Raw genomic sequence first — 12,864 nt, forward strand, 5'->3', positions numbered from 1 at the left:
TCGCGTAAAACTCCTCAAAAGCCAGCGCCTCACAGATTAGCAAGACGGTAGCGGGCGGTTTACAGGTAGAGAGCTCATGATAGAAACATCAATAATCTCTTGCTTCGATTGCTGACCGTTCACTAAAGTTGAGAGGGATCGATCAGGACTGTAAATATTCCTTTAGCTTGACGACTGAAAAGCGGGGGGCAGTACCTTCTGAATTTTTACTGGAACTCTGGGTCGTTTCAGTTAAATTAGAAGTCAGTGGTAAATCACCTGATTTTTTAGTTGAATTGACTGACTGAAGATACCGCTCTCTTGCGATCACAGCCTGCTCTTTAGCTTCTTTCTTGTTGGAGGTTTGTATTTTGATTCTTGTGTAGGTCTTTATATAGATTTTTTGTCCCACGGCGTAAGCTTGATCTACCCGGTAGCGCTCCCTTTGGCGCTCCCTCTGGCGCTCGGCGTAAGCTGGATCTTTGCGAAGCTCCCTTTGGCGATTCCTTTGGCGCTCCCTTTCGCGCTCGGCGTAAGCGGGATCTTTGCGAAGCTTCCTTTGCCGATCCCTTTGGCGCTCCCTTTGGCGCTCGGCATAAGTGGGATCTGTCTGGTAGCGATCCCTTTGGTACTCCCTGGTGCGCTCCCTTTGGCGCTCGGGGTAAGCGGGACCTTTACGAAGTTCTCCTTGGTATTCAATATGTGAAAAATTTTCATCAATAGCTTTTTTGGCTTGAATCGTAGGAGATGTATATTGTTGAAGATGTTCACTTTTCAATCGTCGGTTAATAATCGCAATCGGCGGCTATGTTGTGCTTAAAGGTTGAAGATAATATGGTACCAATTAGCTGTTGGTTCTGGTCATTAAAAACAACACTATTAGGCTGTTAAGAGTCTAAAATGCTCATTTTCATGCCCTTCTTGCACTCCAGTAAGCTATTTAATTCATACGATTATCCCAATAAATCGCTTTCAACCCTTAAGCACAACATAGCCGCAATCGGCGCTGTAGATTTAGAGAAATTACCAATGCCGTCTTGTTTAGGAATTTGAATAGGTGGATTAAGTTTGGTATCAACATCTGTCGATGTTTGCGAGATTGATTGAATACCCTTTGTTAAGGAGTATATCGAAAAAGTTTTATTTTCAGGGTCATATTCTGCAATCTGACAATTTTCCAGTGGTATAGCTACTGAAATTGCAGGAGAATCGTTATAGCTGTTTTGATTTTGTACAGTGAAATCTTTCAATAATTTTTTCTTATGATTTAAATACCCTTGATTATCTGAACGCGTAGATTGATCAGACATGTCATGGTTAGTTACAGGTTTTCCAACTTCAGTAACCGTCCAGGAAAAAACCTGACCTGTTGCACCAGATTCAGCTAAAGATATGTCTTGAATATTAAAAAGGCCATTAGGGGCTGGACTTAAGTGAGAAGAAGTTAGTCTATCCATTGAATTATCGAGTTATTGAATTACAGCTTAAGACCACGCTTTCTTATAAAAGTTCCTCCCTAACGCCACTCATTTACCTTTTTTATTTATATCAACCAAGTATAAAATTTGCTACGGCGATTACTAATAGTGACGTAAAACTCTTCGAAAGCCAGCGCCTCACCGGTGTGCAAGACAGTGGCGGGCGGTTTACAGGTAGCGAGGTCATTGGAAACATCAATAATCTCTTTCTTCGATTGCTGTCCGTTCACTAAGGCTGAGAGGGATCGATCGGGACGGTAAATATTCCTTCAGCTTGACGGCAGAAAAGCGGGTGAGCAGAACCTTTTGAATTTTTACTGGAACTCTGGGTCGCTTTAGCTAAATTAGAAGTCAATGGTAAATCACCTGTGTTTTTAGCTGAATTGACTGACTGAAGATACCGCTCTCTTGCGATCACAGCTTGCTTTTTAGCTTCTTTCTTGTTAGAGGTTTGCATTTTGATTCTTCGGAAAGTCTTTTTATAGATCTTTTGTCCCTCGACGTAAGCGGGATCTTTGCGAAGCTCCTTTTGGCGCTCACTTTTTCGCTTGGCATAAGCGGGATCTGTATGGTAACGCTCCCTTTCGCGCTTGGCGTAAGCGGGATATTTGCGAAGCTCCCTTAGGCGCTCCCTTTGGCGCTCGGCGTAAGCGGAATCTGTCTGGTAGAGCTCCCTTCGGCGCTCCCTTTCGTGCTTCCTTTTGCGCTCGGCATAAGCGGGATCTGTCTGGTAACGCTTCCTTTGGCGCTCCCTTTGGCGCTCGGCGTAAGCGGGATCTGTCTGGTAGCGCTCCCTTTGGCGCTCCCTTTGTCGCTCGGTGTAAGCGAGATCTGTCCGGTAGAGCTCCCTGCGGCGTTCCCTTTTGCACTCGGCAAGTGAAAAACTGCCATCAACATTCACTTCTGCCTGGGTTGTTTGGTTATCACTTGTAGCTTGGTACATGCATAACGGATTAACGACAGCAACTGGCCATAAATCTTGAGAACTATGAATTTCGGCACGAAGATTAGTTAACTGTAAACCTGAGCTTGTATGATGCGCTGTTGTTTGCTCTCTAATTTCAAGCTCATCCCGCGATATTAACTGCTGAAAGGGATTACTTGGTGTGAGTAATAATGGATTTTTAACGTGTTCATAATCATTCTGGTAAGGAACATATTTATCAAGAATGGATTGTGGTATCTCTTGAATACCTGTTTCAGAAGTGTTTTCTGAATCGAAGTTTGCTAGAGATTTAATATTATATTTAATTAAAAAGATTAGCTTTATTTTGATATATATCTGGTTCGCTATTGTAAATAGAAATAGGGTTTAGCACTCGAGCTGGCATGCCTTGGTAAATAAGCTGTTGTTCGGTAGCACCAAATTGCTGTTCCTGATCTACTGAACCTAATGCGCTGGAACAAGGATAAGAAAAAGAAACATCAAATGAAGGAGGTTGATTGTTTTGATTCATTGAATTATCAGATTGTTGAATTACAGCCTAAGACCACGCCTCCTTATAAAAGTTCCTCTCTTTCACAACTCATTCTTTATTTATATCAACTAAGTGTAAGGATTTGCTATGGCGATTACTATAATAGTGACGTAAAACTCTTCGAAAGTCAGCGCCTCACAGATAATGAAGACGGTGGCGGTCGGGTTACAGGCAGCGAGGTCATTGATGGCAAGATCAATAATCTCTTTCAGGACATTTCCCGGATCGACCGAACCATTGGTGATGTGGCTTTGCGGAAGGTGTTTATCGGGATCAGCACCGACAGCAATGGCTGCCTGAAAAAAAGATTGTTGAGCCATCCTTCAGATCCGCCTTTCACCACCCCAATCAGGAATATACCGACTCATATAAAATGCCTAAAACTTGAATGATCGTCCATTGTCTTTCCTTCAAACCGACCACACGTTGTTCCTGATTATTGACCGTTAATACACTAACCCCTTGAAAACAGAAAAACACCCATCTCGCCGTTGGATTCTGGCAGGGCTTTTTTTTCTGGTTTAAGAATACACGGCTCTGCTTCTTCAATTCATACCTTATTCTGTGTTGGATAGCAGCATAGACCATCAGACACAGTGTCATCACCATTAACAGGGCCTCAATTCGTTCCGCTTTCTTCAGGTAGAGTGAGGAAACCAGAAAGTCCGGGCTCTTCAGGAATCGAAAGCCACCTTCAACCTTCTGTTGTGACTTGTAGGTAGACAACAGCTCAGCGGCATTTATGCCCTTGTGGGTATTCAAACCCTTTTGGTCCAAATCATTGGTGCCCAAGATAAAGCAACCCAGTGAGGCCAGCGAATTCTCTCTTTTCTCGCAGGAAACAAAGCATGTGCTCTGTACAAAATATTCGAAGTGATCAGGCTTACTATCTGACGATGGACGCCCTTTGCCCGGATAGCAGGGTTTACAGATAACCTCAGGTTCCGTTTCACTTTGACAGAGTTTCGATTGTTTCTGCCACAAGGCAAAAGCCTCCAATGCATCGTCCCGGCACAGAAAAGCCTTTTTACCCAACTTTTCCAGATCGCGGGCTTCTTTCAGTGACTGTTTCTGCATCTTTCTGGTTAGCGTTTTCTGTTCACTGAGCCTTCGCTTTTTATTGAGAAACAAGAACCATCGTTGTCGAACATCACCATAACAGGCAGGTACTTCAGTAAAAGAATAATCCTCATAGCCTTCAACAGGCTCCAGTGCCATCGCAGGCGCTTTGCCGACCAGCTCCTTGGCATCCTTGATATTCAGCGGCACCCGGGAGATAAACAGCTGTTTTTGCTTATCAAGCAACTGGAGGGTTTCAGCAACGTACATGGCTGCATCTGCGACCAGATAACGGTTATTCAAAGCTGCCTTAAAACACGACAAATGATTTTTGATAATTTCCTGAAAGCAAGTTTTGTCGTTTACATTACCACTCGCAGGTGCCATAAACACAGGGATACCCGCCTCATTTTCGGTGATTAACTGCAAGACAACCTGATTCAGGTCAGGCCGGTGATCACGGCTATAGCCGCGGCAGATATGGATGCAGTTCAAGTCATCAGGGTTTTCATTACTGTTATAGACACCGTCTGTATGAAGGCTGGTGCCGTCCAGGTTTAATGCCTTGCAGGGCAGCTTTAGATGGTTGACGACCTTAATGGCAAGATTCAGGTATAAGTCACTGACGCCAACTTCATAAAGACTGTCGAGAGCCCGGCCAAGTATTTTGTCGTTTAAGTGTTCTGCCTGGATGCCTTCCCCAATGAGGCGATCAATCGGCTTGTCCTCAAAAAACTCAGGGACCAGATAGAGGGTCTGCCCTGTAAAGCCCAGCCCATTGATGATCATTGCGACCACAGCCTGTCCAATGGTGACATTGCGTGCATCAGAGTCATTGGTTATGCGTGCATCGAAATATTCGGCTATCTTTAGCTCCCGGCACATGGCGGCAACCAGGCCAAGGTGATTAAGGTTCTTAGACTGGTATTGAACTGGCGGCATATCGGTGCTCCTGAAGATCTGATCAGTCCTTTGACATCAGGTTTCAGGAAAATATCAATCGGGGTGGTGAAAGGCAGTTCAGATGCATTAAGCTAGAATTTAAGGCAAAGGGGCATTTTACCAGATTTTTAAAGCCAGAACGTCAGATCTGCCCAGGTGAAATTGGCGGCTACATAAAAGCCCCTACTACCCCCCCCCGGCCCGCCTTAAAATGCTCCGCCTGCTCAACTACATCCCGGTAAACCCCGTGAAAGGTAACCGGCGGATAGCCGTACTTCGAGAGCAACATAATCAACTCAACCCGCAGTGAGGCCTTGATATCCCCCCGATGGTTCCAGTCCGGGAACTGCGCCTTGTCATCCACTACGGCTTTTACCTTGGTGCTCGGGTCCAGCAGGCGGTCTTCCTCGAAGGTGAACTCGTATTTGTCTGCCATCTTTTTCAGAATGTCGTAAAACGCTTTCTCTTCCAGGGAGATGGCCAGCGCTTCAAAGGAGCCCATTTCTGTTTTCAAATCCGCCATCAGTGAACAGGTCGTTGATGGCTTCATCGTGCACAACGGTGGTAAAGGAATCCTCTTCCTTGCGCTCGTTGTATTTTTCCACCAGGGACTGGAACCGTTTGGAGGAAATCCACCGCCTTGACTTTGTTGGTCTTTTTAAACTCCGACAACGCCTTTGCCAGCAGCTTTTTAAGTAGCTGGATTTTGGTGTTGGGGAGTTTGATCTTGTCGATGCGTTCCAGATAGTCATCATCGAAAAGATCAATTTCGGTAGTTGAGTCTTCTCCAGGCTTAAAAATTTTCTCAACGCCATCACTCTTGATGGCCTCGGCCAACATCTCCTTCACACGGGCGTTCATCAGGGCGGTATCCGATGCTGTGCCATGGGTCAGTTTGAAGATGATGGAGCGCACGGCTATATAAAATTGAATATGATCTGCCCGGCTGGTTACTGAGACAATCCTGTCATCGTGAATGTACTCCGGTTAAACAGGCCGTTGACCATGGTGGCAGGGAGTCTATGCCCTCTTATTCTACGCTTCATCGCCGGTGATCTTGCGCCAGGCGTAGAAGAACTCATAGGGGGCAAACAGGCTGCCCATCTTGTTATTCACCCCGTCGCTGATAATGCACAGGGCGAATACAAACAGTTGTGGGATATCCCGGCGATAGCGCACCGTGAGCTGGCGGTAGGCGTCGTAAATGGTGGCCTTATCCTCGCTGATGACGCTTTTAAATTCATACACCACCAGGGGCATACCGTTGATGTAGAGAATGGCATCGGGAATCCAGCTGGTCTTTCGGCCTTCGATTGTTTATTGCTGTCGTACAGATCGCTTGAGGGCAGGGTTTCCAGTTGGCGGATAACGGACTCTATTTCGCCCTCGGTGATATCTGTGGGACTGATAGCGGTTGGCCAGGTATTGCCGCAGGTCGTTTTTGATCAGTACCTGTTCGGGCTGGTGAGTGATGGCATCGCTGTGAAAGTGGCGTAACCCTGTTGGCCCAGCAGTTAAATAGTCTAAAGCGGCCAATAAAACGACGACTCTAACCCTCCCAGATAGCCGGCAGTTCTCCGTTATCTTTGATCGGTCTAACGGTGTTCCTTTAGAGGCACAGCAAGTTTTACCGTTTGCCTATCCAGAGGACAGTGACCAATACCTTATGACCCTTCAATCAGGGTGAGATAGGTTCGATCGGGACTGAAAATATCACTTCAGTTTGACAACTGAAAAGCGGGGAGGCATTACCTTCTGAATTCCGGCAGGAAAATTAGTTAACTGTTAACCTGAGCTTTTATGATTCGCTCTTGTTTGCTCTCTAATTTCAAGCTCGTCCCACGAAATTCGCTCCTGAAAGGGAGTACTTGGTGTTAGTAGTAATGGATTTTTTAAAGGGTTCATAATCCTGCTGGTAAGGAACATATTCATCAAGAATGGATTGTGGTATCTCTGGAATACCTGTCCTTGAAGCGTTTTCTGAATCGCAGTTTGTTGGAGATTCAATATTATATTGAATCAATGATTATGATTTTCATGTGGCAAAAGAATCATCTGCGAGAGGCTGCCCTTCATGCAAGTAGGTCAGCCACTGACCATTCCCGCCAGTCATTACTGCCCTGCAATCGAGATGCTGCAACATCGGTTATCTCTTCTTCACCAGTCATGCCATGGGCTCCACTGGGAGGATTACGAAAATGAACTGCATAACCTCATGGCTCTTGCAGAGCAGGAGATTCTCGCTGAAGACCGAACTGGAATACTTCAGAAAAAATAGCTTACGGATGAAGTATGTAGAGCATTTGTCAAAAAGTCTTCCCATCGGCTTCGGAGTGATTGAAGCAGCAAGCAAAACACTGGTAAATCAGCGCATGAAATGTTCGGGAATGCGGTGGAGAAATCCGGGAGGCCAAGGGTTTCTAACTCTGGGTCTTTAATCCAGAGTGACTGGTTTAATAACATGAGGAAAAAAGCGGCACCCTGATCGATGCCGCCAGGGTAAAACAGGATGCTTTCAAGGCAGGCCGGATTATTCGAGATGAACTGCTGGCTATTCCTGATCGAATGGCGGATGTGCTGGCGGCGGAGGATGACCCGAGAAAAGTGGGGGAGCTACTTCAAGAGGAGTTGGAAGCGATCTGAATTTTTACTTGAACCCTGGGGCGTTTCAGTTAAATTAGAAGTCAGTGGTAAAGCATCTGAGGTTTTGGTTGAATTGACTGACTGACGATACTGCTTTTTGCACTCCCTTTCGCGCTCGGCGTAAGTGGGATCTGTCTGGTAGCGCTTCCTTTGGCGCTCCCTTTCGCGCTCGGCGTAAGCGGGATCTTTGCGAAGTTCCCTTTGGCGCTCCCTTTGGCGCTCGGCGTAAGTGGGATCTGTCTGGTAGCGCTTCCTTTGGCGCTCCCTTTCGCGCTCGGCGTAAGCGGGATCTTTGCGAAGCTCGCTTTTGCGCTCCCTTTTGCGCTGCCTTTGGCGCATGGCGTAAGTGGGATCTTTGCGAAGCTTCCTTTGGCGCTCCCTTTTGCGCTCGGCGTAAGCGGGATCTGTCTGGTAGCGCTCCCTTTGGCGCTCCCTTTGGCGCTTGGCGTAAGCGGGATCTTTGCGAAGCTTCCTTTGGCGCTCCCTATTGCGCTCCCTTTTGCGCTCGACAAGTGAAGAACCGCCATCAACATTAACTTCTGCCCAGGTTGTTTGATTATCACTTGTAGCTTGATGCATGTATAACGGATTAACGATAGCAACTGGCCGTACATCTTGTGAACTATGAATTCCTGCTGGAAGATTAGTTAACTGTAAACCTGAGCTTGTATGATTCGCTGTCGTGTGCTCTCTAATTTCAAGCTCGTCCCACGGTATTAGCTTCTGAAAGGGAGTACTTGGTGTTAGTAATAATGCATTCTTGACGGATTCATCATTGGGCTGGTAAGGAACATATTCATCAAGAATAGATTGTGGTATCTCTGGAATACCTGTTCCTGAAGCGTTTTCTGAATCGAAGTTTGTTAGGGAAGTAATATTATATTCATTCAATGAATAAGAATGATTAGCTTCATTTTGATATGTATCTGGTCCGCTATTGTAAGTAGGAATAGGGGGCAGCACTTGAACTGGTATGCCTTGATAAATAGGCTGCTGTCCGGTGATGCCAAATTGCTGTTCTTGATCTACTAAACCTAATGCGCTGGAACAAAGATAAGAAAAAGAAGCATCGAATGAAGGGAGTTGATTGGTTTGATTCATTGAATTATTGAGCTATTGAATTACAGATTAAGACCACGCTTTCTTATAAAAGTTTCTCTCTTTCGCCACTCATTCACCATTTATCTATGTCAACCAAGCATAAGGAATTGCCATGGCTATCAGAATGTTTCTGTCTTGTTATTCAATACCGATAGCCAAACCGACGCGCGCCTCGATGCCAGAGACCGGATTGAGAGCTATGTGGTCCCGGCATTAAAGCATCGTGGGAGCTATTGGGCGATCAGCTGGAATGACACGAGCCGTTGTCGGCTATCAGCGAGAGGAATGGGAGGTGTCTGAAATTGGCGAGGTCTATAAGCTGACAAAGCCAGATGAGACAGTCAGCCGTTCACTCAGGGTGAGATAGTTCGATCGGGACTGATAATATTCCTTCAGTTTGACAACTGAAAAGCTGAGGGGCAGTACCTTCTGAATTTTTACTGGAACTCTGGGGCGTTTCAGTTAAGTTAGAAGTCAGTGGTACATCACCTGAGTTTTTAGCTGGATTAACTGACTGAAGATACTGCTCTCTTGCGATCACAGCTTGCTTTTTAGCTTCTTCCTTGTTGGAGGTTTTTATTTTGATTCTTTTGTAGGTATTTATATAGATATTTTGTCCCTCGGCGTAATCTGGATCTTTGCGAAGCTCCCTTTTGCGCTCCCTTTGGCGCTCCCTTTGGCGCTCGGCGTAAGCGGGATCTGTCTGGTAGCACTTCCTTTTGCGCTCCCTTTCGCGCTCGGCGTAAGCGGGATCTGTCTGGTAGCGCTTCCTTTTGCGCTCCCTTTCGTGCTCGGCGTAAGCGGAATTTTTGCGAAGCTCCCTTTTGCGCTCCCTTTCGCGCTTGGCGTAAGCTGGATCTTTGCGAAGCTCCCTTTGGCGCTCCCTTTGGCGCTCCCTATGGCGCTCCTTTTGGTGCTCCCTCTGGCGCTCCTTTTGGTGCTCCCTCTGGCGCTCGGCGTAAGCGGGATTTGTCTGGTAGCGCTCCCTTTTGCGCTCCCTTTGGCGCTTGGCGTAAGCGGGATCTGTCTGGTAGCGATCCCTTTGGCGCTCCCTTTCGCGTTCCCTTTCGCGCGCGGCGTAAGCGGGATCTTTGCGGAGCTCCCTTAGGTGCTCCCTTTTGCGGACCCTTTGGCGCTCTCTTTTGCGCTCGGCAAGTGAAGATCTGTCATCAACATTAACTTCTGCCCGGGTTGTTTGATTATCACTTGTAGCTTGGTGCATACATAACGGATTAACGACAGCAACTGGCCGTAAATCTTTTGAACTATGGATTCCGGCAGGAAGATTAGTTAATTGTAAACCTGAGCTTGTATGATTCGCTGTTGTTTGCTCTCTAATTTCAAGCTCGTCCCACGATATTTGCTCCTGAAAGATAGTGCTTGGTGTTAGTAATAATGCATTCTTGACGGATTCATCATTAGGCTGGTAAGGAACATATTCATCAAGAATGGATTGTGGTATCTCTGGAATGCCTGTTCCACAAGCATTTTCTGAATCAAAGTTTGTAAGAGATTCAATATTATATTGAATCAATGAATTAGAATGATTAGTTTTATTTTGATATATATCTGGTCCGCAATTGTAAATAGGAATAGGGTTCAGTACTTGAACTGGTATGCCCTGATAAATAGGCTGCTGTTCGGTGGTAACAAATTGCTGTTCTTGATCTACTAAACCTAATACGCTGGAATAAAGATAGGAAAAAGAAGCATCGAATGAAGGAAGTTGATTGATTTGTTCCATTGGATTATTGAACTATTGAATTACAGATTAAGACCACGCTTTCTTATAAAAGTTCCTCCCTTTCGCCGCTCATTCACCATTTTTTTATGTCAATCAAGCATAAGGAATTATTATGGCTATCAGAATGTTTCTGTCTTGTTATTCAATACCGATAGCCAAACCGACGCGCGCCTCGATGCCAGAGACCGGATTGAGAGCTATGTGGTTCCGGGCATTATTGATATGCGCCCATGCTACCCAAATCTTTGTAGACAGGCACAGGCGGTATCTTCAGCACTGAAAAAGCCCAGGATTTTATCCGGTTGTTTCTGGAGTGACCTGAGTCCTTTTTTAACTGCATTCAAAAAGGCTTCCTTGGTTCGCAGTATCACTCTTCCTGTGTGACTTGAATTCAGGTAGCTCCAGACGTATTCATTGGGATTCAGCTCTGGTGAATAAGCAGGCAAGATATGGATGCCCAATAAACGGGGTTACTGCTGCAGATATTTGAGAACCTTTTTCGCCTTATGGGCACAGTGCCCGTCAGCCACCACCCAGTACCGGCTGGTCATGAGTGCGCACCAGCTGTTTCAGGAAACTAATAAATTGATCAGCATTAAACCGACCATTGATGGTCATGTAGCGCATGGTGCCTTCACCACTGACAGCAGAAATCAGGTTGATACCGAACCGCGCCCCTGTTGCTTTTACGACAGGTGTTCGGTCTTTCTTTCCCCAACAAAACAAGTTGTGCCGCTGTGGTAGTCAGAACGTGCGCTGCTTTCATCAGCAAAGTAGAGGGAACAAGCGATGTTCAATGGGGGTGTATTTAGAACAGTACGGTGGATAGTGCGCTATCCGGATCTCCACACCCAGACGATTCGCCAGCGCTTGCAGATCTTCCTTGAATATATATGCCGACGCACTGTTACTGCCACCACCGTCACACAACATGAGCAATTCATTCTGAGCCGGATAGTCCCTTCGCCCCTCCTCATTCCACCACAAGCCAGTCTGGAAGTCATTCAACTTCGGGACCAACGTATTATTTAATCAAGAAAGGGCAACTCTTCAACAGGAAGCTCCACCTTCATTGTCCGGGCCTGACCAGGTATCCGACTAATCAGGCCAAGCTGGTGCAGTTTCACCACCATCTGATGTTATTCAGCATATACAGTGCATTTAGGGAAGGGGAGATTTGCAATATTCGCTACAGCGACCTGGATGTGGAAAACGGCGAGGTCATTATCCGGGACAGGAAAGACCCCAAGAAGAAATACGGCAATCACCAGAAAGTGCCGCTGTGTCCGGTCTGCCTCGAAATTATTGCTATGCAGCCAAGAACCGAGGATGAGGACCGGATGTTTCCCTACAAGGCGCAGACAGTTTCTACCAAATTTTCAGAGTGAACCAAGGCTCTGGGTTTCCCGGAATTGCGGTTTCACTCTTTCCGTCATGAAGGTATTCCCCGCTTGTTTGAGCAGAAAATGAGTATTCCGGAGGTGGCCATTCGTAGTGGTCATAAGACCTGGGATAACCTGCGCCGTTATACCCACCTGATCCATCGGAATCCACCGGATTACTGGGCTGTTTGTAAGGCTATGGAAGAGAATTATTGGGCCAGAAATGAGTGTCTGAATTCTCGCTGGCAGCAGGGAATTGTAAAAGGGGCTGAGCACAGCGCAGATATTATTGTGCTGTATCGCTAATAGCCCTATGGACAATAATACTCCTCCCGCTTTCCGCAAGATCAGCGCACCGGTTACTCATACGCTTTAAATGGCCAATCTTGCGACAAAGCAAGCGTTAATGCCGGGTTCATGATCTACCGGCAGTAATGTTGCGTGCCATGAACCCGTTCCCATCTTTTGCTTTTCATTCCTGAGACACCTGGCCAATGGTCACATCTGTGCTAATCTGGTGTAATATTACACCACAATAGATAGGCAGGAGATGAACCATGGCCAGGCAAAGCATTACCCTCACTTCACCCAATGACCAATGGTTGCAGGCCCAGGTTGAGAGCGACGAGTATGGCAGTAAAAGTGAAGTAGTGAATGATTTGATTCGCCAGGCCAGGCGGCGTCAGGAGGCGACAGAGTCTCTTCGGAGTGCACTTATTACCGGTGAAAACAGCGGGACCAGCAACGATACAGTAGATGATATCCGGGATCGTGTATTAGCCCGGAGAGTCAAGCATGGCTAAGTACCGCCTGTCGGCGGAAGCTGGGCAGGATATAGAGCGAATATTCGAGTTTGGTTTTGGTCTTTCGGCAGGGTTATGATTCCAGGCGCTGGGTGTATCGGGTTTTACGGTGAAATCGAAGCTTTTTATGCGATGCCACCGATCCTCCTGATGTATCTAAATACGACAGTGCTCTTTCATTTCGTTCTGTTCAGTCAGGTGCTGGTATGCATCCATCGTCAGCTCTGGCACCGGAGCCTGCTCAACCCACTTTAC

Annotated in this window: 18 protein-coding genes; 4 read left to right on the plus strand and 14 right to left on the minus strand. The window is 46.5% G+C overall.

The annotated features are described in order from the left end of the window. Positions 1–142: 142 nt before the first annotated feature. From O3276_RS04660 to O3276_RS04700, 9 genes are all read right to left on the minus strand, one after another. Positions 143–757 carry a hypothetical protein gene (locus O3276_RS04660; protein ID WP_269674588.1) on the minus strand — a complete coding sequence of 205 codons (615 nt, stop codon included), beginning with the start codon at positions 755–757 and terminating at the stop codon, positions 143–145. 175 nt (positions 758–932) lie between these two features. Then, entirely contained in the window at positions 933–1,436 is a 504-nt protein-coding gene (locus O3276_RS04665) for a hypothetical protein (protein ID WP_269674589.1), read from the minus strand. Positions 1,437–1,686: 250 nt separating this feature from the next. Continuing rightward, positions 1,687–2,400 (minus strand): hypothetical protein, encoded by a 714-nt coding sequence (locus tag O3276_RS04670; RefSeq protein WP_269674590.1) that lies wholly within the window; start codon positions 2,398–2,400, stop codon positions 1,687–1,689. 304 nt (positions 2,401–2,704) lie between these two features. Beyond that, positions 2,705–2,914, minus strand: coding sequence for a hypothetical protein (locus tag O3276_RS04675; RefSeq protein WP_269674591.1), 210 nt, complete (start codon positions 2,912–2,914; stop codon positions 2,705–2,707). An 89-nt stretch (positions 2,915–3,003) separates the two neighbouring features. Beyond that, positions 3,004–3,255, minus strand: a complete 252-nt coding sequence (locus tag O3276_RS04680) for a hypothetical protein (RefSeq protein WP_269674592.1) — start codon at positions 3,253–3,255, stop codon at positions 3,004–3,006. Positions 3,256–3,283: 28 nt separating this feature from the next. Further along, on the minus strand, positions 3,284–4,936 hold the full coding sequence (locus tag O3276_RS04685) for an IS1634 family transposase (protein WP_269674593.1): 1,653 nt from the start codon (positions 4,934–4,936) through the stop codon (positions 3,284–3,286). A gap of 169 nt (positions 4,937–5,105) precedes the next feature. Next, on the minus strand, positions 5,106–5,486 hold the full coding sequence (locus tag O3276_RS04690; protein ID WP_269674594.1) for a type I restriction enzyme endonuclease domain-containing protein: 381 nt from the start codon (positions 5,484–5,486) through the stop codon (positions 5,106–5,108). Beyond that, on the minus strand, positions 5,483–5,914 hold the full coding sequence (locus O3276_RS04695; RefSeq protein ID WP_442876588.1) for a type I restriction enzyme endonuclease domain-containing protein: 432 nt from the start codon (positions 5,912–5,914) through the stop codon (positions 5,483–5,485). Before O3276_RS04695 ends, O3276_RS04690 begins: the two co-directional genes overlap by 4 nt. A 57-nt stretch (positions 5,915–5,971) precedes the next feature. Then, entirely contained in the window at positions 5,972–6,196 is a 225-nt protein-coding gene (locus O3276_RS04700) for a type I restriction endonuclease (protein WP_442876560.1), read from the minus strand. An 814-nt stretch (positions 6,197–7,010) separates the two neighbouring features. Between O3276_RS04700 and O3276_RS04705 the strand changes: the two genes are divergently transcribed. After that, positions 7,011–7,214, plus strand: coding sequence for a hypothetical protein (locus tag O3276_RS04705; RefSeq protein ID WP_269674596.1), 204 nt, complete (start codon positions 7,011–7,013; stop codon positions 7,212–7,214). A gap of 335 nt (positions 7,215–7,549) precedes the next feature. Here the strand turns inward: O3276_RS04705 and O3276_RS04710 are convergent, their stop codons facing one another. The 5 genes from O3276_RS04710 to O3276_RS04725 form a co-directional block, all read right to left on the minus strand. Then, complete coding sequence (locus O3276_RS04710; protein ID WP_269674597.1) at positions 7,550–8,158, minus strand: hypothetical protein; 609 nt, start codon at positions 8,156–8,158, stop codon at positions 7,550–7,552. A gap of 871 nt (positions 8,159–9,029) precedes the next feature. Beyond that, complete coding sequence (locus O3276_RS04715) at positions 9,030–10,424, minus strand: hypothetical protein (RefSeq protein WP_269674598.1); 1,395 nt, start codon at positions 10,422–10,424, stop codon at positions 9,030–9,032. 233 nt (positions 10,425–10,657) lie between these two features. After that, positions 10,658–10,885 carry a transposase gene (locus O3276_RS25635; RefSeq protein ID WP_442876561.1) on the minus strand — a complete coding sequence of 76 codons (228 nt, stop codon included), beginning with the start codon at positions 10,883–10,885 and terminating at the stop codon, positions 10,658–10,660. Between the two features lie 61 nt (positions 10,886–10,946). After that, positions 10,947–11,150, minus strand: coding sequence for a transposase (locus O3276_RS04720; RefSeq protein WP_269674599.1), 204 nt, complete (start codon positions 11,148–11,150; stop codon positions 10,947–10,949). Between the two features lie 39 nt (positions 11,151–11,189). After that, positions 11,190–11,444 (minus strand): ISAzo13-like element transposase-related protein, encoded by a 255-nt coding sequence (locus O3276_RS04725; protein WP_332328184.1) that lies wholly within the window; start codon positions 11,442–11,444, stop codon positions 11,190–11,192. A gap of 116 nt (positions 11,445–11,560) precedes the next feature. Between O3276_RS04725 and O3276_RS04730 the strand changes: the two genes are divergently transcribed. The 3 genes from O3276_RS04730 (at position 11,561) to O3276_RS04740 (ending at position 12,609) form a co-directional block, all read left to right on the plus strand. Beyond that, positions 11,561–11,812 carry a site-specific integrase gene (locus tag O3276_RS04730; RefSeq protein WP_269674600.1) on the plus strand — a complete coding sequence of 84 codons (252 nt, stop codon included), beginning with the start codon at positions 11,561–11,563 and terminating at the stop codon, positions 11,810–11,812. Between the two features lie 24 nt (positions 11,813–11,836). After that, positions 11,837–12,112, plus strand: a complete 276-nt coding sequence (locus tag O3276_RS04735; RefSeq protein WP_269674601.1) for a site-specific integrase — start codon at positions 11,837–11,839, stop codon at positions 12,110–12,112. Positions 12,113–12,363: 251 nt separating this feature from the next. Next, on the plus strand, positions 12,364–12,609 hold the full coding sequence (locus O3276_RS04740) for a type II toxin-antitoxin system ParD family antitoxin (protein ID WP_269674602.1): 246 nt from the start codon (positions 12,364–12,366) through the stop codon (positions 12,607–12,609). Positions 12,610–12,864: the final 255 nt, after the last annotated feature.

This window comes from Endozoicomonas sp. GU-1 (assembly GCF_027366395.1).
Classification (GTDB): Bacteria; Pseudomonadota; Gammaproteobacteria; order Pseudomonadales; family Endozoicomonadaceae; genus Endozoicomonas.